The 19,045-nt window shown below is 62.1% G+C and carries 22 protein-coding genes; 12 read left to right on the top strand and 10 right to left on the bottom strand.

Going from position 1 to position 19,045, the window contains the following annotated elements; genetic code table 11:
• Together AWB82_RS27395 and AWB82_RS27390 are read left to right on the top strand one after the other, a co-directional pair.
• The coding region (locus AWB82_RS27395; protein WP_086972476.1) for a beta-ketoacyl synthase chain length factor at window positions 1-630 on the top strand (630 nt) is incomplete at its 5' end.
• Entirely contained in the window at window positions 627-1,094 is a 468-nt protein-coding gene (locus tag AWB82_RS27390; protein WP_086972475.1) for a hotdog family protein, read from the top strand. The genes AWB82_RS27395 and AWB82_RS27390, both read left to right, overlap by 4 nt.
• Here the strand turns inward: AWB82_RS27390 and AWB82_RS27385 are convergent.
• The 4 genes from AWB82_RS27385 to AWB82_RS27370 form a co-directional block, all read right to left on the bottom strand.
• Window positions 1,067-1,852 (bottom strand): class I SAM-dependent methyltransferase, encoded by a 786-nt coding sequence (locus tag AWB82_RS27385; protein WP_086972474.1) that lies wholly within the window; start codon window positions 1,850-1,852, stop codon window positions 1,067-1,069. The genes AWB82_RS27390 and AWB82_RS27385 overlap by 28 nt on opposite strands.
• Before the next feature lie 67 nt (window positions 1,853-1,919).
• Entirely contained in the window at window positions 1,920-2,519 is a 600-nt protein-coding gene (locus AWB82_RS27380; protein WP_086972473.1) for a LysE family translocator, read from the bottom strand.
• 75 nt (window positions 2,520-2,594) lie between these two features.
• Window positions 2,595-3,296 (bottom strand): hypothetical protein, encoded by a 702-nt coding sequence (locus AWB82_RS27375; protein ID WP_235023460.1) that lies wholly within the window; start codon window positions 3,294-3,296, stop codon window positions 2,595-2,597.
• Window positions 3,297-3,537: 241 nt separating this feature from the next.
• Window positions 3,538-4,119, bottom strand: coding sequence for a flavin reductase family protein (locus AWB82_RS27370; RefSeq protein WP_086972472.1), 582 nt, complete (start codon window positions 4,117-4,119; stop codon window positions 3,538-3,540).
• Between the two features lie 151 nt (window positions 4,120-4,270).
• Between AWB82_RS27370 and AWB82_RS27365 the strand changes: the two genes are divergently transcribed.
• Together AWB82_RS27365 and AWB82_RS27360 are read left to right on the top strand one after the other, a co-directional pair.
• The gene (locus tag AWB82_RS27365; RefSeq protein ID WP_407643052.1) at window positions 4,271-5,011 is read left to right on the top strand and encodes a PadR family transcriptional regulator; all 741 of its coding nucleotides are present in this window, start codon (window positions 4,271-4,273) and stop codon (window positions 5,009-5,011) included.
• Between the two features lie 16 nt (window positions 5,012-5,027).
• Window positions 5,028-5,858: a siderophore-interacting protein gene (locus AWB82_RS27360; protein WP_086972471.1), complete on the top strand. Its 831-nt coding sequence runs from the start codon at window positions 5,028-5,030 to the stop codon at window positions 5,856-5,858.
• 4 nt (window positions 5,859-5,862) lie between these two features.
• On the opposite strand, the gene AWB82_RS27355 is transcribed toward AWB82_RS27360, so the two are convergent.
• Window positions 5,863-7,410 carry a UxaA family hydrolase gene (locus AWB82_RS27355; RefSeq protein WP_086972470.1) on the bottom strand — a complete coding sequence of 516 codons (1,548 nt, stop codon included), beginning with the start codon at window positions 7,408-7,410 and terminating at the stop codon, window positions 5,863-5,865.
• A gap of 109 nt (window positions 7,411-7,519) precedes the next feature.
• On the opposite strand from AWB82_RS27355, the gene AWB82_RS27350 reads away from it, so the two are divergent.
• Entirely contained in the window at window positions 7,520-8,395 is an 876-nt protein-coding gene (locus tag AWB82_RS27350; protein ID WP_086972469.1) for a LysR family transcriptional regulator, read from the top strand.
• 147 nt (window positions 8,396-8,542) lie between these two features.
• On the top strand, window positions 8,543-10,300 hold the full coding sequence (locus AWB82_RS27345; protein ID WP_086972484.1) for an IlvD/Edd family dehydratase: 1,758 nt from the start codon (window positions 8,543-8,545) through the stop codon (window positions 10,298-10,300).
• A 24-nt stretch (window positions 10,301-10,324) separates the two neighbouring features.
• Here AWB82_RS27345 and AWB82_RS27340 read toward each other — a convergent pair whose 3' ends face one another.
• Window positions 10,325-10,825 (bottom strand): universal stress protein, encoded by a 501-nt coding sequence (locus tag AWB82_RS27340; RefSeq protein WP_086972468.1) that lies wholly within the window; start codon window positions 10,823-10,825, stop codon window positions 10,325-10,327.
• A gap of 159 nt (window positions 10,826-10,984) precedes the next feature.
• Between AWB82_RS27340 and AWB82_RS27335 the strand changes: the two genes are divergently transcribed.
• From AWB82_RS27335 to AWB82_RS27325, 3 genes are all read left to right on the top strand, one after another.
• Entirely contained in the window at window positions 10,985-12,253 is a 1,269-nt protein-coding gene (locus AWB82_RS27335; RefSeq protein WP_086972467.1) for a LysR family transcriptional regulator, read from the top strand.
• 119 nt (window positions 12,254-12,372) lie between these two features.
• A complete protein-coding gene (locus AWB82_RS27330; protein WP_086972466.1) occupies window positions 12,373-13,038 on the top strand; it encodes an O-methyltransferase in 666 nt (221 codons plus the stop codon).
• Window positions 13,039-13,214: 176 nt separating this feature from the next.
• Window positions 13,215-14,054, top strand: a complete 840-nt coding sequence (locus AWB82_RS27325) for an alpha/beta fold hydrolase (RefSeq protein WP_086972465.1) — start codon at window positions 13,215-13,217, stop codon at window positions 14,052-14,054.
• On the opposite strand, the gene AWB82_RS27320 is transcribed toward AWB82_RS27325, so the two are convergent.
• Complete coding sequence (locus tag AWB82_RS27320) at window positions 14,044-14,898, bottom strand: polysaccharide deacetylase family protein (protein ID WP_086972464.1); 855 nt, start codon at window positions 14,896-14,898, stop codon at window positions 14,044-14,046. The genes AWB82_RS27325 and AWB82_RS27320 overlap by 11 nt on opposite strands.
• Complete coding sequence (locus tag AWB82_RS27315) at window positions 14,895-15,980, bottom strand: glycosyltransferase (RefSeq protein ID WP_086972483.1); 1,086 nt, start codon at window positions 15,978-15,980, stop codon at window positions 14,895-14,897. The genes AWB82_RS27320 and AWB82_RS27315 overlap by 4 nt, the downstream gene beginning before the upstream one ends.
• A gap of 520 nt (window positions 15,981-16,500) precedes the next feature.
• Here AWB82_RS27315 and AWB82_RS27310 point away from each other — a divergent pair.
• The gene (locus tag AWB82_RS27310; RefSeq protein WP_086972463.1) at window positions 16,501-16,911 is read left to right on the top strand and encodes a hypothetical protein; all 411 of its coding nucleotides are present in this window, start codon (window positions 16,501-16,503) and stop codon (window positions 16,909-16,911) included.
• Between the two features lie 15 nt (window positions 16,912-16,926).
• Here AWB82_RS27310 and AWB82_RS27305 read toward each other — a convergent pair whose 3' ends face one another.
• Window positions 16,927-17,673, bottom strand: coding sequence for a FadR/GntR family transcriptional regulator (locus AWB82_RS27305; RefSeq protein ID WP_086972482.1), 747 nt, complete (start codon window positions 17,671-17,673; stop codon window positions 16,927-16,929).
• A gap of 59 nt (window positions 17,674-17,732) precedes the next feature.
• Between AWB82_RS27305 and AWB82_RS37330 the strand changes: the two genes are divergently transcribed.
• Both AWB82_RS37330 and AWB82_RS27300 read left to right on the top strand, forming a co-directional pair.
• A complete protein-coding gene (locus tag AWB82_RS37330; protein WP_143756878.1) occupies window positions 17,733-17,927 on the top strand; it encodes a hypothetical protein in 195 nt (64 codons plus the stop codon).
• Between the two features lie 343 nt (window positions 17,928-18,270).
• Window positions 18,271-18,693: a hypothetical protein gene (locus AWB82_RS27300; RefSeq protein ID WP_086972462.1), complete on the top strand. Its 423-nt coding sequence runs from the start codon at window positions 18,271-18,273 to the stop codon at window positions 18,691-18,693.
• Between the two features lie 30 nt (window positions 18,694-18,723).
• Here AWB82_RS27300 and AWB82_RS27295 read toward each other — a convergent pair whose 3' ends face one another.
• Complete coding sequence (locus tag AWB82_RS27295) at window positions 18,724-18,999, bottom strand: hypothetical protein (RefSeq protein ID WP_407643051.1); 276 nt, start codon at window positions 18,997-18,999, stop codon at window positions 18,724-18,726.
• Window positions 19,000-19,045: the final 46 nt, after the last annotated feature.

Genomic DNA, 19,045 nt, shown 5'->3' with positions numbered 1-19,045 from the left:
CCGGTCGTGCGCGCGGCGCTCGCGGCCGCGCACGAAGCGGTCGCGCAGAGCGGCCGCGACGCCGCGACGCTCGCCGCCGTGTTCGCGGCATCGGGCGGCGATGGCGGGAATTTTCACGCGATCTGCGAAACGCTCGCGAGCGACGAACCGCAACTCTCGCCGACGCGCTTTCACAACTCCGTGCACAACGCGCCCGCGGGCTATTGGAGCATCGCGACGCGCGCGATGGCCGCATCGAACGTGCTGTGCGCTTACGACGGCAGCTTCGCGGCGGGCTTGCTGGAAAGCCTCGCGCAAGTGAGCGTCGATGGCGTCGCGACCTTGCTCGTCGCCTACGACACGGATTATCCCGAGCCGTTGCGCCGGGTGCGCCCCATCGCCGATGCGTTCGGGCTCGCGCTGGTGCTCGCGCCGCACAGGAGCGAGCGGACGCTCGCGCGCATCGAAGCGCGCCTCTCGGATGCGCACGCGTTCACCTTCGCCGATGCCGGTCTCGAAGCGCTGCGTCTGTCGAATCCGGCGGCGCGCGCGCTGCCGTTGCTCGAAGCGCTGGCGCGCGGCGCGGCATCGAATGTCGTGCTCGATTATCTCGACGACACGCGCCTCGCCGTGGATATCGATCCGTCATGAGCGCCGCGCAAGTTCTCGATCGGGCGTGGATCGCCGCGCGCATTCCGCACGGCGGCGCGATGTGTCTGCTGGACGCCGTTGTCGCGTGCGATGCGCAGCGCATCCGCTGCACGGCGACGAGTCATGTTTCGCCCGACAACCCGCTGCGCTCGAAAGGCCGCCTCGCCTCGGTGTGCGGCATCGAATACGCGGCGCAGGCGATGGCGGCGCATGGCGCGCTCCTCGGCGCGGAAGGCCGCCGCCCGCGCGTCGGCATGTTGACGAGCGTGCGCGGCGTGCAGATCCACGTCGATCGGCTCGACACGCTCGACGGCCCGCTCGATGTCGAAGCCGAACGCATCGGCGGCGACGACAACACGGTGCTCTACCGCTTCACCATTCACAACGCGGGCCGCTTGCTGCTGAGCGGGCGCGCCGCCGTGATTCTCGACGCCGCTCACGCCGCCGGTTTCGTCGCGCAATAAGCAGAGAAGATGCCGAGTTCGACATCGCGGCGCACGTTCGCGAACCCCGCGCGTTCGATTGCGGCGATCACCGTATCGGGCGGCACGCAGGCCTCGATCGTGTCCCAGTAATAGCGCATCAGTTCGACGCTTTCCCCTTTCCTGCCGACGATGCGCGCGATCATCGGCACCACGCCGCGCATGTAGAACTTCAGCGCCGCGACGCCCACGCCATGCGCGGGCCGCGTGATCTCAAGCACGCAGAGCCTTCCGCCGGGCGCGAGCACGCGGAAGTATTCGTCGAAGGCCTTCGCGAGATCGCTCACGTGGCGCAGCGCGAAACCCATGCTCAGAAAATCGTAGGCGGCGCTGTCGCACGGCAAATCCTCCGCCGTGCCGATGCGCGTCTCGACGCCGACCGGCAAATGCGCCGCGCCGACCATGCCGGGACTCGGATCGACGCCCGTGACGAGCGCCGGATCGCCCGTGATCGCGACTGCTTCCCGGGTGACGAGCCCCGTTCCCATGCCGACATCGAGCACGCGCATGCCGCGCGCGAGCCCCGCCGAGCGCAGCGCGCGATTGCGATACCAAGGGCCGGAGCCGAACGCCATCGCGCGTTCGATCGCGTCGTAATCGGACGCGGTGCGGTCGAACATGCCGCGCAGCCAGAGACGCCTTTTCGATTCGTCGGCGTAATAGGCGGTGAGCGGCTCGTGCGGGGCTTTCTGGTCGATCGGGTCGATCGGGTCGATCGGCTCGCGCCTTCGGGAAGTCATTCGGTCTCCAGTTTTTTACTGTGCCGCGGATCGTTTATTTGCCGCGTTTAGCAGGGCGCGCGCCCGCTCAATGAAGCGTCGTCCACGCGAGCGCAATGGAGAACGTCGCGAGCACGATCGACGCGCCGCGCTGCACGCGCTCGGGACTCAGCCACGCCAGACGTCCGGTGCCGAGCGCCGCGCCGAATGTGATCCACAGAAAGCCGATGGGAATCAGCGCGGCGGCGAAGATCGACATCGTCCGCACATAGACGATGGAGTCGCCGAAAGCGCTGGCCGGAAAGATCGCGCTTGCGAACAGCATCGCCTTGGGATTGAGCAGCGTCGTGACGAAGAGCGCGCGCATGCCGACTGCCCTTTGCGCGGACGTCGGCAATGAAACGGCGGTGCGCCACATCGCGACGGCGAGATACGCGATGTACACGCTGCACACGATGCGCATGAACGTCGGCAACCAGGTGAGGAAACCGGCCGCGTGCGTGACGAGATAACCCCAGACGGAAATCGCGATGAAATAGCCGGCGAGTTCGGCGGCCATGAGCGGCGTGGCGCGCCTGATGCCACGGCGCAGACCCGCCGTTGCAAGCAGCGTGTTGGTCGGTCCGGGCGTGATCAGGATGATGACGATGCCGAGCAAAAGCAGCGTCGCTTGCGAGTTCGAATGCATGGAACGGTTTTGAATTTTGGATGCAACGTGCTTAATACCATAATTCGATGTCGTTCCTTTCGCGCGGGCACCGCGTTAGTCGGCCACCGCCGCCAGCACATCCGCCGCCGCGCCCGCGACGACCGCCCTCGACACGGCGATCTCCCGCGCCGGCGCCGGCAACGCCCGCGTCGACGCCTTGCGCGCGCGCATCATCGAATTACGCACGCGACGCTCCGGGCGGCTGAACATGCCGCCGCCGACCAGCGCGACGAACGACGCGATCAGCGGCACCGCGAGCAGCATCGTCGCGAACTTGAAGAGGCCGAGTTTCAACGGACTGCGCGATGCCCATGCGGACCATCCGAGCGCGAATCCGATATAAGCGATGCCCGCAGGCGCGCCCGCCAGTTCGGGCATGCCGATACGTTCCGCAAAAGGCATCGGGAAAATCAGAACGAGGAGCGCGACGCTCGACATCGCGTGCACGAGCAGCGTGCGCCGCCGCTTCAGAACGCCCGTGATCGACCAGAACGCCAGCACCAGCACGAACGGCGGACACGCGGCCACGACAGCCGCGAGCGCGAGATACACCACGACTCCGCTCATCAGGTTACGCAGATAACCCTCGGACGACGCGTAGTACACCATGTACGCCGCCGCAACCGCCGCCACGCACGCGAAAAAAACCGTAATGCCGCCCCGTCCGTCCGGCGAAACGACGAGTCTCAGCATTGGAAGACTCGTGAAGCCGGCGAGATAGACCATGAACCGCACAACCGAAAAATGCTGTTTCATCCCGCACCCCTTTCCCCTGACGGTGCGAGCGCTCGTCATGACGGTCTCGCACTGTCGGAGACTTTATGAGAGCTGTCCTCGCCCATCTATCGCCCGCGTCCGAACTCGAATGACGGATCGCGCGCTCAAAAGCGCCGCCGCGAATAGCCTTGCGGTCCTTCGCGGTCGACGTCTCTTTATCGACGGGCAAACGGGGAATCTTTACCCTTCGGCTGCGGGCTATAGGGGCGCATCGACTGCGTCAGCGCACGAGCGGCTTCGCCTCTTGCATCGACGACGCGCGCACGAACTTGCCCGCGCCGAGATGATGAATCGTGTGCAGCGGCTGATTCGATTCGTCGATGGTCCAGTGGCCGTCGACGAACACGCGCGCATCGGCCGCCGCCGCGACGACTTCGGCGAAACAGGTGTCGTAGGCGTCTTCCGTGTGCTTCTCGTCGATGAGCCGGCATTCGAGCCACGCCGCGCAATTCATGTCGATGAGCGGCAGACCGAGCACCGGCCCTTGCACAGTGTCGATGCCGAAGGCCTCGAACTTGTCGATCTCGCGCCCGCTCGTCGAGCCGACCGCGTAAGTGAGATCGATCATCGCCGCGCCCGGAACGATGATGCCGAACGTGCCGCTCGCGGCGGCAAGTTCGCGCGTGTAGGTGCGCTTGTCGATCACCACGGCGATGCGCGGCGGCGTGAATTCCACCGGCATCGACCAGGCGGCGGCCATCACGTTGCGGCGTCCGCCGTGCGCGCTGGTGACGAGAACGGTCGGACCGTGGTTAATGAGGCGGCTGGCGTGCTCCAGCTTGACGGAACGGAAATGGCTCATGGTTTTATGTATGCAAAAGACAATGCGGTCAATTGTATTCGGCGTTCAAAATGCGCGCGTTCGTCTGATCGAACCCCGAAAAACCGGCTTGACAGGCACTCTTACGATATATATCTTTAGATATGTTTTACGACATATCTGGAGTGCTCATATGAAATCCCGTTGCTTTCAACGCACGCGTGAAGCCGGCTTCCGCGCATTCGACTTTGATTTTCCGTTCGACGCGCCCGAGTGGGCCGAGCGTCTTGCTTTCGAACGCTGGAGCATGATCGGCCGTCATCGGCATGGTGGCGGCGGGCGCTTCGGTGGTGGCCCCGGTGGTCCTGGTGGAATGGGCGGCATGGGCGGATTCGGCGGTGAGGATGGCATGCCGCGTGGCCGCAAATTCTCATCGGACGACCTGCAATTGCTGCTTCTCGCGATGCTCGCGGAAGCGCCGCGCCACGGCTATGAACTCATCAAGGCGCTGGAAGACCGCTCGAACGGCTTCTACGCGCCGAGCCCCGGCATGGTCTACCCCGCGCTCACGTATCTGGAAGAACTCGGCTATACGACCGTCGAGCTGGAAGGCAATCGCAAGCGCTACGCGCTTTCCGACGCGGGCCGCGAATACCTGGCGTCCAATCGCGAACGCGTGGACATCATGCTCGCGAAGCTCACGCACTTCGCGCGCAAGATGGATCTAGTGCGCCGCGCATACATGGGCGAGGAAGTGGACGACACGGCCGCCGATAGCGGCTGGGCGCCCGAGTTGATCGCCGCGCGCCGGGCGCTGAAGAAGGCGCTGCTCCTGCGCACCGACGCATCGCAGGAAGAGCAACGCCGCATCGCGGCGATCCTTGCCCGTGCGACGGCGGAAATAGAACAGAATCCCGCGCCGAAGCAGGCGTAAGAAGGAGCCATACACGATGACCGATTCAATCCTCCAAGACCGGCCCGATCTCGAAGTCACGCGCGTGCGCCACGCGCTCAAGTTTCGTCTGCTGCAAGTCACGCGCGTCGAGGCGCTCAATCCGCACTTCGTGCGCGTGACCTTCACGGGCGACTCGCTCGAAGATTTCGTCAGCGCATCGTTCGACGATCACGTGAAGCTGTTTTTCCCCGCGCCCGGCGAAACGATGCCCGCGCTGCCGAACGCGGGTCCCAACGGTCCCGAGTTCGATACGTCGAAGCCGCGTCTGATCGCGCGCGATTTCACGCCGCGCCGTTTCGACCGTGAGGCCCGCGAGCTCGACATCGAATTCGCGCTGCACGAAGCCGGCCCCGCGACGGCCTGGGCCACGCAAGCCGCGCCGGGTCAGTATCTCGGCATCGGCGGGCCGCGCGGTTCGTTCGTGATCCCGCCGCACTTCGACTGGCATTTGATGATCGGCGATGAAACCGCGCTGCCCGCCATCGCGCGTCGTCTCGAAGAGTTGCCTGAAGGCACGCGCGTCGCGACCCTGATCGAAGTGGCCGATCCATCCGCGCGCATCGAATTCGACACGCGCGCCGATCTGTACGCGCAATGGCGCTATCGCAACGAGAGCCCGCACCCCGGCGGCGCGTTGCTGCTCGCTCTACGCGAAACCTATGTGCCCGATGGAGAAGGCTATGTATGGGCGGCGGGCGAAGCCACGCTCATGCGCGCGGTGCGCAAGCTGTTGTGCGATGAACGCGGCGTCGACAAGAAACGCATTCGCGCTTCCGCTTACTGGAAGCGCGGCGAGCAAGGCGTGCACGAAACGATCGACGGCTGATCCATCAACTCATGATGCCGATCTGCCACGGCACGAACTCGTGATCGCCCAGTCCAAGCAACTCGCTTTGCGTGCGTTGACCTGACGCGGCGGCAAGGATCGCGTCGAAGATCGCGCGGCCGGTGCTCTCGACGGACGCCACGCCATCGAGAATGCCGCCGCAATTCAGATCCATGTCTTCGATCAGGCGCTCGTACATCGGCGTATTGGTCGCGAGCTTGAGCGATGGCACCGGCTTCGCGCCGAACATCGAGCCGCGTCCCGTCGTGAACGCGATAAGATTCGCGCCGCCCGCAATCTGTCCGGTCGCGGAAACGGGATCGAAGCCCGGCGTATCCATGAAGACGAGTCCGCGTCGATTCACCGGCTCGGCATAGCGATAGACCTCCATCAACGGCCCTGTGCCACCCTTCATCGACGAACCGATCGACTTCTCGAAGATATTCGCAAGCCCGCCAACCTGATTGCCCGGGCTAACCTTGCCGTTGATCTGCACATCGCGCCCGACCGAATACTCTTCCTTCCACCAGCGAATCCGATCGAGCAATTTCTCGCCGACTTCTCGGCTCACCGCGCGACGCGTCAACGTGTGTTCGACACCGTAAATCTCGGGCGTTTCGGAGAGAATCGCGGTGCCGCCATGACGCACGAGCAGATCGACGGCTGCGCCGAGCGCGGGATTCGCCGTGATCGACGAAAAGCCGTCCGAGCCGCCGCATTGCAAGCCGATCTTCAGATGACTCGCACCGACCGTCGTGCGCTTAACGCGATTCGCGTCGGCCAGCAACGCGCGCACCGCCGCGATGCCCGCTTCGATCGTTCTTCGCGTGCCGCCGCTTTCCTGCATGATGAAGGTATGCAGCCGCGAGCTTGCGCTCAAGCCTTCCTGATCCATCAAACCGGCCAATTGATTGCGTTCGCAACCAAGTCCGACGACGAGCGCAGCGGCGAGATTCGGATGACGCGCATAGCCCGCCGTCGTGCGGCGCAACAGCGCCATCGGTTCGCCGCTCATCTCCATGCCGCAGCCGATGCCGTGCGTGAACGCAACGACGCCATCGACGTTCGGATAGCCTGCGAGACGCTCCGGCGTGAACCATTCGGCGATCTTGTGCGCGACGGTAGCGGAGCAATTCACCGTCGACAAGACGCCGATGTAATTGCGCGTCGCGACCTCGCCGTTCTCGCGCACGATGCCTTGAAAGGTCGCGCGATCTTTATCCGCGATCATGTCGACCGCGCGATAGTCCGCGCAAAACGCATGATCGCGGTCGAACTCGCGGAACTCGATGTTATGGCTATGCACCATCGTGCCAGCCGCGATATCCGCATTCGCGAAGCCAATCGTCACGTTGTACTTGCGCACGGCATCGCCTTTTCTGAGTGCGCGCGCCGCGATCTTATAGCCCGCCGCGACCTGGCTTCTGCACACGAAGTCTTCGGACGGTACTGGCGTGCCAATCGCGACATCGGTGCGCGCGATCACGACGTTGTCTTCGGGATGCAGGCGAATCACCGGACCCGCGATGGATTTCTTGACTGTGTCCAGCATGATTCGACCTCAGGCTAATTTTCATTAGTTGTGAACGCAATCAGTTTGATGGCACGCGATCGCTATAAGAAGTATCCTTTGGCTTCTTCACACCCAAAAAATTTTATCGATGGACTCGCGTTACTTGCAGAGTTTCGTGTTCGTCGTGGAGCTTGGTTCCATTGCCGAAGCCGCGCGCAGGCTTGATCTCACGCCTGCCGCGGTTGCCCAAAGAGTGAAGATGCTGGAAGCCGAACTGGGCACGACACTCGTGCGACGCTCGGGCCGCACCGTCGGCGCGACGGAGGCTGGCGAGCGCATTCTGGTGCGTGCGCGCGCCGTGCTGCACGACATTCGCGATCTGCGCGCGGACATCGATAACCCTGAGCAATTGGGTGGCCAGCTACGTCTCGGCGGAATGGCGACGATGATGGCGGGCCTCATTCCCGATGCGCTCGCGGCGCTGCTGAACCGCTATCCGCAAATGGATTTCTATCTGGAGCCAGGCACGTCGCTCGATCTCTATCGCAAGGTGACGAGCGGCGATCTCGACGCCGCCGTGATCGCACAACCGCTCTTCAATCTGCCGAAGAGTTGCGACTGGCATACCTTTAGAAAGGAATCGCTGATTCTCTTGACGCCCGCGTCGATGCATGTCGCCGACGTGCACGTCACGCTGCAGACCGAGCCGTTCGTGCGTTATGACCGCAATGTTGTCGGCGGACAGCTTGCGGATGCGTATCTTCGGCAACACGGCATCAAACCGCATCAGCGTTGCGAACTCGATGGCCTCGCCGCGATTGCTACGTTGGTCGATCGCGGCCTCGGCGTGTCGCTCATTCCCGATTGGGCGTCGCAGGAATTGAGCGGGCTCTCACTGAAGAAATGGGCATTGCCGCACGCGGCGCCCAAGCGGCTCGTCGGTTTGCTTTGGGGGCGTTCATCGGCCCGACTGCGTCTGGTGCAGGCATTCCTCGCGGCGGCCGAATCCGTCGGACGAAACTAATGACGAGGTTATCCATTAGCGATTTCCGCTTTCGAAAGCAAAAATCTTTATGGTTTGAAGCAAGCGTCACGTGCGCTCAAATTCGCCGTGAAACCGCGACAATCGAGGCGCGCAGACATTCAACGCTCATCGAACGGTAACGCAATCATGACCGACACCTTCAAGAAAAAGCCCGGCGAAGAACCCACGCAACCGGGCGGCCTGCGTAAATCGCTGACAAGCTATGGAGACAATGGCTTTTCGCTCTTTCTGCGCAAGGCATTCATCAAAGGCGCAGGTTATACCGACAGCGCGCTCGATCGCCCCGTGATCGGCATCGTCAATACGGGCAGCGCGTATAACCCGTGTCATGGCAATGCGCCGCAACTCATCGAAGCCGTCAAACGCGGCGTGATGCTCGCGGGCGGCTTGCCGATGGATTTCCCGACGATATCGATCGCCGAATCGTTCTCGCAACCGACGAGCATGTATCTGCGCAATCTGATGTCGATCGATACGGAAGAGATGATTCGCGCGCAACCGATGGACGCTGTCGTATTGATCGGCGGATGCGACAAGACCGTGCCCGCTCAGTTAATGGGCGCGGCATCGGCGGGTATTCCCTCGATTCAGCTCATCACCGGATCGATGCTCACGGGTGCGCATCGCGGCGAACGCGTCGGCGCATGCACCGATTGCCGGCGCTATTGGGGCCGCTTTCGCGCGGAGGAAATCGACGAAGCGGAGATCGCGGCGGTGAACAACCAACTCGTCGCGAGCGTGGGCACATGTTCGGTAATGGGCACGGCCAGCACGATGGCATGCATCGCCGAAGCGCTCGGCATGACGGTGCCGGGCGGCGCATCGCCGCCCGCGGTGACGTCGGACCGCATGCGCATCGCCGAACTCACCGGCACGCAAGCTGTGCGGATGGCGCACGATAACCTCACCATCGACAAGATCCTCACGGCGGAAGCATTCGAGAACGCAATGCGCGTGCTGCTCGCGATAGGCGGCTCGACGAACGGCATCGTGCATCTCACGGCTATCGCGGGACGCATGGGCTATGACGTCGATTTGAAGGCGCTCGATCGCATGGGACGCGAGACGCCCGTGCTCGTGGATCTGAAGCCTTCCGGATCGCATTACATGGAGGACTTCCACAAGGCCGGCGGCATGGCTGCGCTATTGCGCGAATTGAAGCCGCTTTTGAACCTGAACACTTTGACGGTTACGGGCCGAACGCTCGGCGAAGAGATCGAGGCCGCGGGTCCCGCTTTCGAGCAGGACGTCGTGCGTCCTTTCGACAAGCCGATCTATCCGCAAGGCGGCATCGCGGTGCTGGAGGGCAATCTCGCGCCCCGCGGCGCGATCATCAAGCAATCGGCGGCGGATGCGAAGCTGATGGAGCACGAAGGGCGCGCGGTCGTATTCGAGAACGGCGCCGATCTCGCGGCGCGCATCGATTCCGATGATCTCGATGTCGCGCCCGACGATATTCTCGTGCTCAAGAACATCGGACCCAAAGGCGCGCCGGGCATGCCGGAAGCCGGATATATCCCGATACCGCGCAAGCTCGCGGTGAAGGGTATCAAGGATATCGTGCGTATCTCCGACGGACGCATGAGCGGCACGGCGTTCGGCACTATCGTGTTGCACGTGACGCCGGAAGCAGCGGTGGGCGGTCCGCTCGCGCATGTTCGAACGGGCGACCGCATTCGCCTGAGCGTGTCGAAACGCGAGATCAGTCTGCTCATTAGCGATGAAGAACTTGCCGCGCGTGCAAAGGCGTCGCCGGTCACGATTCCCAGTGCCGATCGAGGTTATCTCAAGCTGTTTTATGACACGGTCACGCAAGCGGACAAGGGCGTCGATTTCGATTTTCTGCGCGCGACGCAGACCCGAGGCGTGACACCGCGCGGATAGGCGCGAACAGGCACGTTAGAAACCTTAAGCGTGATGCGCCTGCAACGCCGTGCCGCGAAAGTCGATTACGTGGGCCGTTTGCGCGACACATGCGGTCGCGATCAACACCTCGCGATTCGTATGGCGACACACGACATTGCGCACGTGGTTCATGCCGAAGCCGAAAAAGCCGCGCTTCCTTGCGCCGAGCACCACCAGATCCGCATCGACGCGATGGGCTTCATCGGCGATCACGCGCCCGATGCTTCGGCCGTCTTGCGGCAGACTGCGCGTTTGCCAGTTAGCGTCGATACCCGCGCGCTGAAGCAGCTTCTCGCTGTTGCGCCGAATCACGAGCGCAAGCTGATTCACGAGCGCCGGCAGATCGCACAGACATTCCATTTGCCAGCCCGCCCACCACGGCGACGATTCGATTACATGCAGCACGGTCAGACGCGCATTGCATTCGCGCGCCCGTGCAATGGCGGTCGACAAGGCGGCTTCGCTGAAACTCGGACCCACTGCAACAAGGATATGCTGATACATGGCGCAACCCTCCGATCATTTGACGGCTCCCTGTTCGGGCGTCCGTCGTTTGTGCATGACGTCATGATCGGCGTCGACACTTAGCGGAGAATGAGCGCGAAACACAGAAGCCTGTACCAAGCGATAAATTAAACTGATGGCATCCTGGCGCCTTCTCACATGGACAATCGAGAGCTGCTCAATCTCGCCTATCTGCGCGCATTTCGGCTCGTCGCGCAAACGGGCAGCGCCACGCGCGCCGCCGCTGCGCTATTTCGCGCGCAATCGGCGGTCACGCGCTCCCTGCAGGAACTCGAAGCGGCGGTCGGCGAGATATTGCTGGAACGTCGTCCATCGGGCATGTTGCCTACACCCGCAGGACGCGCCGTGCTGTTGCGATGCCAGCGCATCTTCGCGGAACTCGAAGAACTGGCGCAATGGTGCGCGACGCGGCAATCCCGGCGCCGAACCGCGACGGGCGGCGCGCTTCCCGCGTTTCTGCTCAACACGCGGCGGCTGCAATTGTTCTCAGCACTCGCGCGCCACCGTCATATGCCGAGCGCGGCGCAAACATTGGGGCTGAGTCAACCGGCCGTCAGCAGCGCGATACGCATCATGGAAACGGGCGCCGGCATGCAATTGTTTTATCGCAGTCCGCGCGGGTTGCTGCTCACCAGCGAAGGCGAGACCTTTGTCCTGCACGTGCGGCGCGCGCTGAACGAACTGCGCCATATTCCGGATGACCTCGCGGCGCTGCGCGGCACGATTCAGGGTTATGTCACGGTCGGCGCGCTGCCGCTCGGCAGAACGCTGATCCTTCCGGGCGCGATCGCGCGCGTGGCCGCGCAATATCCGGGCATGCGCATCGTCACCGACGAAAGTTCGTATGAAACGCTCGTCGCGGGACTGCGTGCGGGCGATATCGATTTCGTGCTCGGCGCGTTGCGTCCAAACGATGCGTCGAGCGGCCTCGTCAATGAGCGTCTCATGTCGGAAGACATCGTCGTGATCGCGCGTCGCGGGCACCCGCTTGCAGCGCGAAGCGGATTGACGCTGAAAGAGTTGATCGCCGCTCAATGGATCTTGCCGCGCAGCCAGGCGCCCGCGCGCGGGATGTTCGAAGCGCAGTTCAAGCGATCGAAGCTCAAGCCGCCGATGCCGACCGTCGAGACCGCGGACCTCGCCGTCATTCGCGGTCTTTTAATGCATACGGACATGCTCGCTGCCGTATCCGCGCAACAACTGCACTACGAATGCGAATCGGGTCAGCTTGTCGTATTGGACATTCCGCTGCAAACCACGCGCCGTGAGATAGGGCTCACGATGCGCGCGGGCGGCACGCCATCGCCGGCAGCGCGCGCATTGATCGACGCGATCCGACTAACCGTCGATCAGCTCGGTCATGAGTTGCGGCGCGAGTCGCCGGGTATCGTCAAGGCAGTCGTGTGATGTGGCGCAGACGAGCGTTGATTGCAGATCGTTTGCGGGGCCATCTAAATTATTTATCGCGCTAACGCGTTTTTGTGCCGGCCGGCACGCTTCGACAACCGCAGCGGCAAGGAGATGCAATGAACGAACAGCAATGGATTGCGATGGACGAATACCTGTGCGATCGAACGCAAACGCCGGACGAAGCGCTCGAAGCCGCGTTGAAATTGAGCACGGAGGAAGGACTGCCCGCGATAAACGTCGCTCCAAATCAAGGCAAGCTGCTGCAGATGCTTGCGCAGATGCGCGGTGCGCGACGCATTCTCGAACTCGGCACGCTCGGCGGCTACAGCACGATCTGGCTTGCGCGCGCCCTGCCAGCCGACGGCACATTGCTTACGCTCGAAGCCGTGGAGCATCGCGCCGACGTCGCCCGCAGGAATATCGAACGCGCGGGCTTGTCGCGCGTGGTGTCGGTGGTCGTCGGTGACGCGGTCGATACGCTCGAAGCCTTCCTTCGCGACGGCGTTCCGCCTTTCGATTTCGTCTTTCTCGACGCCGACAAGAAAAGCTATCCCGAGTACCTGCGCCTCGTGTTGCGTCTGAGCCGGCCGGGCACGGTGATCGTTGCGGACAACGTAATTCGCCAGGGCCGCGTTGCGGACGCCGGCAGCGGCGATCCGGATGTAATCGGCGTGCGCACGTTCTTCGACATGCTCGCAGCCGATAGCCACGTCACTTCCACCGCGATTCAGACGGTCGGCAGCAAAGGATGGGACGGATTCTCGATTTCGATCGTTTCCTGAACGACGACTACCGCAATTCGTTTTCTATCGGTATCAAAGACGGCGGAATAAAATGCGAAAGATCTTGTTCACATATCGAGAGGCGCGGCGCCGACTCATGCGCTGATCAGGTTTTCAAGGCGCATGCGCGGCGGTCTGATAACCTTTAGCGCTTCACGCTCAGCCTTCGAAAACACATGACCGATCCGGCAGCAAGCATCGACACGACGCGTTTCGTCGAATTGACCGGCGCCGCTTATCCGGTGCGCATCGAATATCAGTGGTTGAATTCCGAACGCGCCGATGCGCCCATTGCATTGTTCTTGCATGAAGGACTGGGCTCGATCGCGCTATGGAAAGGCTGGCCGCAAATGCTCTGCGATCGCCTGAATTGCCGGGGACTTGTTTATTCGCGGCCCGGTTATGGACGGTCCACGCCGCGACAGCCCGCTGAAAAATGGCCGGTCGAGTTCTTGAGTTTGCAGGCACGTGAAGTATTGCCCGCATTGCTCGATGCGCTCGGCATCGACGCACGGGAACGCTCGCGCATGTGGCTCATCGGGCATAGCGATGGCAGCACGATCGCCCTGCTTTATGCAAGCGCGTTTCCCGAGGCGCTGGCCGGCCTCGCCGTGCTGGCCCCGCATGTATTCGTCGAGCCGATGGCCGTGGAAGGCATCGAAAAGGCTCGCATATCCTATGAAACGACATCGTTCAGAGAGAGGCTGCAGGCGTATCACGACGATGTGGATTCAGCCTTTTACGGATGGAACGACGCGTGGCTGAATCCGGCGTTTCTGCACTGGAACATCACGGAAGAGATATCGTCGATCAGACGGCCATTGCTAGCCATTCAAGGCTATGACGACGAATACGCGTCGATGCTGCAACTTGACGAAATCAAGGCGGCAGTCGGGCACACGCAACTCGTCAAGCTGACGCAGTGCCGACACTCGCCGCATCGCGACGCGACCGATGCGGTGAACGATGCGATCGCCGCTTTCGTGCGAGCGCATCAGCGTGGAATCAGCGCTTGATCTTCAGATAGGCTCGGCTGATCGCAGGCCGCGTATGCACCCACATGCGCGATGCCAGCCACGAGGCCGGGCGGTCGCGCACTTCGAGTCGTTTGATCGTGCGCCCGGTGTCGCCGGATGCATGGCGATCCAGCGAATTCGCGCCGACGTTCGTTCCCGTATGGCACGAATAGAAATGCCTGAATCCCGCGTTCAACGCGATTTCCCGATAGTCGTCGTCGTAATAGCCTTGCGGCCAGCATAGATGATCGGATACTTCGCCAAGACGCGTGCGCAATGCAGCACGCGCGGCGCTCAGATCGTTTTGCAGCCCCTTGCGCTTCTCGTCGCGCGATTTTGCGACTTGGTCCCAGCGCACATGCGAATGGGTATGGCTATGAAATTCGAACGTACCGGCTTCGCGCATCGCTTCGATTTCGGACCAGCGCAGGATTACATCGTCGGCGTTTCCATTCTCGATTGCGCGTTCACCCGCATGATGATCGAGCAAGCGCGGCAGACGCGCCATAGCATTCGATGCATTCGGACGCACACCGCCCTCGCCGGGCCAACTGCTAACGAGAAAGCATAGCGCCGTGAAACGATGGCGCTTCAATACCGGATGCGCATGCACCCAGTTGTCGAGATAGCCATCGTCGAAAGTAATGACGAGCGATCTCGCCGGCATGTCCTCGCCGCTCAGGAAACCGGCGAGTTGCGCCGAGCCGATCGTGCGATAACCCGCGCTCGCAAGGTAGTCCATTTGCGCGGCGAAGTTATCGGGCGTCACCGTGATCATGCCGGGCGACGTGCTGACGTGGTGATACATCAGCACCGGAACGGCGCGGGCCCGCTTTGCGTTCATCTGCGATGGCCTCGCTCGTGCAACGCGCGTCGATAGAAACTCGCCGTTTCGTGCGCCATATCGTGCACCGTGAAGCCACGTTCGGTGATGCGCAGGCTTTCGTCACGCAGGCGTCGACGCAGCGCCGGATCGTCGATCATGCGCGTGATCGCCACACGCAATGCGTCCGGATCGTGCGGCGGCACGAGCAGCCCGTTCACATTGTCTTCGATGAGTTCGGGCACGCCATCGACATGCGTGCCGATCACGGGCAAGCCCGCGGCCATCGCCTCGATGAAAGCCTGGCCGAGCGCTTCCTGATGTGTGGGCAAAACGAACAGATCGGAACCGCGAAAGATGTTGGGAATATCGGTGCGAAAGCCCAGCAGATGAATGCGATTAGCAAGCCCAAGGTTATCGACGATCCCCTTGATGCGGTCGAAACTGGGACCGTCTCCCGCCATTACGACATGCAGGTTGGGATACGTGTCGATCAGCGGGCGCACCGCGGCGATCAAATCTTCATGACCTTTCTTGTCGCGCATGATCGCGACCATGCACGCAACGAACGCGTCTTGTCCGAGACCGAGTTCGTCGCGTAAAGTCGAATGCGCGACGGGCTGCGGCTTCACGATGCCGTCGTAGATCGTCTGCACGCGCTTCTCCGCGACGCCGGCGGAAATCAGATAGCGGCGCACGTAGTGGCTCACGGCGATCACACGATGCGGGAGCCACGCATAAGTCGCGAGCGACGAGATAGGTAACGCCAGATGCCGCGTGCGCACGATGAGCGGCGTGCCCGCGAGCCGCCCCGCCGTGCCCGCGACGAGACTGTCGTGGCCACTATGCGTGTTGAGCACGTCGAATGCGCGGCGACGTAAAAGAGCCTTGATACGCAGCATCGATCGCATATCGCCGCCGCCTCGCATGCGCGCGTGATGCACCGCGAATCCGAGCTCGGCGCAATGTTGCCCGAGGCGCGCATCGCTCGGGCAGATCAGCTCGACGGTATGGCCGCTTTCGCGCAACGCGACCATTTCCTTCAACGTGCGTATCTCCTGACCGCCCCATCCCTTCGAGGACTCGCTATGTAAGATCTTCAAACGCCTGGTCTCCATAACTCCAACACCATTCCTGCTGGAAATATTTCGTAATATTCAAAATAGCTTTCTGTCCTTGGCGGTTCGTAAAAAGAATGCAAGGAAATTAGCTCAAGCCTCGAACGAGGCTATTGAAAGAGAAGCCGAGTTTGCAAGCGTGAGCGCGCGTTGCGGCGGCGCCCTGTCGATAAACGTTCGACGGGGCGACCGGATAACTTAATGGGCTAACGGCCGACTGACGTGTTCGGTTGACGTGGAACTGGCAATTCCGTCAGTTTGAGGCAGTAAGATCGTAGCGTGGAATTGGCGTAAACCGCATTAAACCGTCGGGCTTGCGGGTGCTTAAGCGGGGGATAAGAATTGGGAGAGTCGCGCAATCGTTTGTAGCGGGTTTGCCTATGAGAATCCGCAGTAATTCAAAGCATCGGCGGCGGCCATGACGCGCTTAATCGGTCAAACCTTCTCTATCGGCAAGCGCCGCTCAAGCGTGATAACTTCGATCGATATCTGGAGGAAAAAACTTATGCTGCTTTCCGATGAAGAACTGGCCCGCTTGCAGTCCGTCGCGCCGTTCCTGTGCAGCGAAGCGCACACGGCGCTCCAGCTGGAAGCGGACTACGAAGTGACAGCAGAACTCGAATCGCATCTGCAACCAGGCTTGCGTATTCGCGCACCGGATTCACCGCGAACGACGACCGCTTTCGATGCGCCGCCTTATGCGCTCGATCTGTTCGTCGGCTTGCCGTTGAACGAGTTGCGCGCACTCGCTCATGCCGACGACGCCACGCGCGAAGCGGAGATCGCACGTTTCGGCGCGCGCTTCTCGCCGCGTCTTCTGCGCGCGATCGCCAGAATGACGCCGCACGAGATCGACCTCGATGCAGGCGTGCAGAGCGCGGCCGGCACGCTATCGGTCATGCTCGACGAAGCGTAGACAACGCGACGACGATCAGTCGCCCTTCGACGCCGCTTCGTGCGCGCGCCGCAGCCGCTCGCGGCTGTTCGAAAGATGCATGCGCATGGCCGCACGCGCCGCCTCGGGGTCGCGGCGCTCGATTGCATCGTAAATGTCTTCATGCTCGCGATTCACGCGATCGAGATAGCCAGACGGATCGTTATGCGCGAGCGCCGCCGAATTGACGCGCGTGCGCGGAATGATCGTGTTGCCGAGCTGGCTCAGGATGCTATGAAAGTAGCGATTACCGGTAGCCTTCGCGAGTTCCAGATGGAACGCCACATCGGCCGCGACCGCGCTGCCCTCACCCGCCTCGATGAGCCGCTCGAAGTCATCGAGCGCGCGGCGCATCTGCGCGAGGTTGTCATCGGTTCGGCGCATGGCCGCGAGACCGGCCGCCTCCGCTTCGAGGCTGATGCGCAATTCGAGGATCGCCATCACGTCGCGCACGGTCAGATCGCCCGCCGCTTCGATCTGAAAACGCTCCTGATCGCTCGCTTCGAGCACGAATGTGCCGATGCCATGCCGCGTCTGCACGAGGCGCGCAGCCTGCAATCGCGAGATGGATTCGCGCACGACGGTGCGGCTCACGCCGAGCTGCGCCATGATTTCCGATTCCGTCGGAAGCTTGTCGCCGGGGTGCAGCGCGCCGCTGCGAATCCGCTCCGACAACTCGGCGACGACTTCCTCGGTGAGATTTCGGGAGCGGCGAAGCGCGCCGGACGCGAGTGCTTGGGACATTGAAAGGCCGATCTTGATGTGCTCGATGAGCAATTATAGGGCGCGGGACAGCTTGTACGATGACTATCGATTTCAATCCGAAATTCGGATTGCGACCGGCGCAATTTCTAGAAGCAATATTCGCTTTACTAAGTGGGCAGCGGCACACACTGCGGACAACATTAAACGGCGCTTCAGCCATGATGGAAAACCCCATCGAAATCATGCGAATAGGGACAAAGCAAGGCGTTGATAAACCGTTTGTTGCGGCGTAAAGTTCAAGTACCGCATGAAGTGAAACCGCGCTGGCCCTACGGCATCAGCCGCACACAGGCAGTCGTATTCGTCAGACATATAACCAGTTCGTTTCATCTTCCGGCTCGCGAGTCCCTGCCGCATCCGTTGGATTCGCCATCATTTCGCGCTGTCGCGAGCCCGAACACAGCGGTTCACCGGTCTTTCGCCGCGCATGTCTATGCGTTGCACCACACGCCTTGCGCCTATCGCGCGTCTCGCTCATCGAACGGGCGGCAACCGGTGGACATCCGTATTCACATTCGCGATTTTCACGGCGATACTGAGGCGCGGCATCGAGGTTGGCAGCAAGGAGACGAGCAAATGATGCGTGAAGTAATCGGAGCGTTCCACGGCTCCCGTAAGCTGGATGAAGCACTCGAAGATCTGCGCGCGGAAGGCATCGCGGCCGACCGCGTCCGCGTGGCGAGCATGAGCGGCTTCGCCGATTTCCATGCTTCGCAAATACAGAGCAATAATGCCCAGATGCAATGGATCGCGGCGGAATACGCAGGGCATGGGGAGCATCTGGGCGTGGTCGATACGCACGAGTATCCCTTCGGGCTCGACGTATCGAGCAACGATATCCTTCCCTCGTTCGGCGCGGACGGCGGCGACGCCGACATCGAATGCGGCATCACGCGCGTCATCGTGAGCATTCGCGACGAAGCGGAGATGCGCGCGGTGTGCGATATCTTCTCCCGCCTCGGCACCGACGACATCGACATCGAAGGCGCCGTGGCCTGATCCGCAATGCGCGCGCTTACGTTCGCCCCGTCACTGGGGCGTCGTCGTCGCGGGCTTCGCCTTCTTCTTCTGCTTGAAGTGATGGCCTCCCTGATGTGCGCTGCCGGGCGCGGACGTATTGTCTCCGCCGACGGTCGGCCCGGCCGTCGCGGCGCCGTGAGCGTTGCCGCCGCCCGATCCGCCATTGCCGTTGCCGCCTGACTGAGCCATCGCCAAGCCCGACACGCCGATCGTCGCGCCCGTCGTCAGCGCGATTAAAAACCGCAATCCAGCTGTCCTCATTTCGTCCTCGTCGATCAGGTTCATCTCCGGTCTGCGTGCATTTCGCATGCAAGATGCATAACGCAAAATG

The sequence above is a fragment of the Caballeronia glebae genome (assembly GCF_001545035.1).
Lineage (GTDB): Bacteria > Pseudomonadota > Gammaproteobacteria > Burkholderiales > Burkholderiaceae > Caballeronia > Caballeronia glebae.
The sequence above is the reverse complement of the archived record's forward strand: the minus strand, read 5'-3'. Positions and strand labels throughout refer to the sequence as shown.